Here is a 562-nt window from a genome sequence, read left to right as displayed (position 1 = left end):
TCAAGATCAAAAGCAGAGCACGGCGGCCTAGTAGCCGACCTGAGTGGTTAGATCAAAAGCAAAGCTGAGGCGGCCTTACAGCCGAGCTGATCTTGGAAACTGAACTCGGATAAATGTGGGAAGGGGCTCGCTCCCGATAGCAGTGTGTCAGTTGATGCATCTGGTGACTGACCCGCCGCATTCGCGAGCAAGCCCGCTCCCACATTTTGACCTCGGTGCATCAGGCAGAGGGTGTGCTGCTCTTCAGGCTGTACACCGTCAATGTGGGAGCTGGCTTGCCTGCGATGGCATCAACTGGATATGCCTGATGTACCGATGTGTCTGCATCGCAGCGGTTCGGCGGTCCGACAAGCCAGCTCCCACAGAAAAGCAGTTCTGCTTCTGATCTGCCTCTGCTGTGTTTTTGCCCTGCTTTCGCTTCTACCACTCAGGTCGGCTACCAGGCCGCCGTGCTCTGCTGTTGATCTGCTGTTGATCTGCTGTTGATCTTGATCTGACGGGCCCCGTTAACCACGATGGCCGAACGCAGGCTTGAATCCGTGGGTAACCCGGCAGGACGCCG

The sequence above is a fragment of the Pseudomonas sp. UBT genome, from assembly GCF_050915955.1.
GTDB classification, from domain to species: domain Bacteria; phylum Pseudomonadota; class Gammaproteobacteria; order Pseudomonadales; family Pseudomonadaceae; genus Aquipseudomonas; species Aquipseudomonas antarctica_A.
This window is presented reverse-complemented; position numbering follows the sequence as displayed.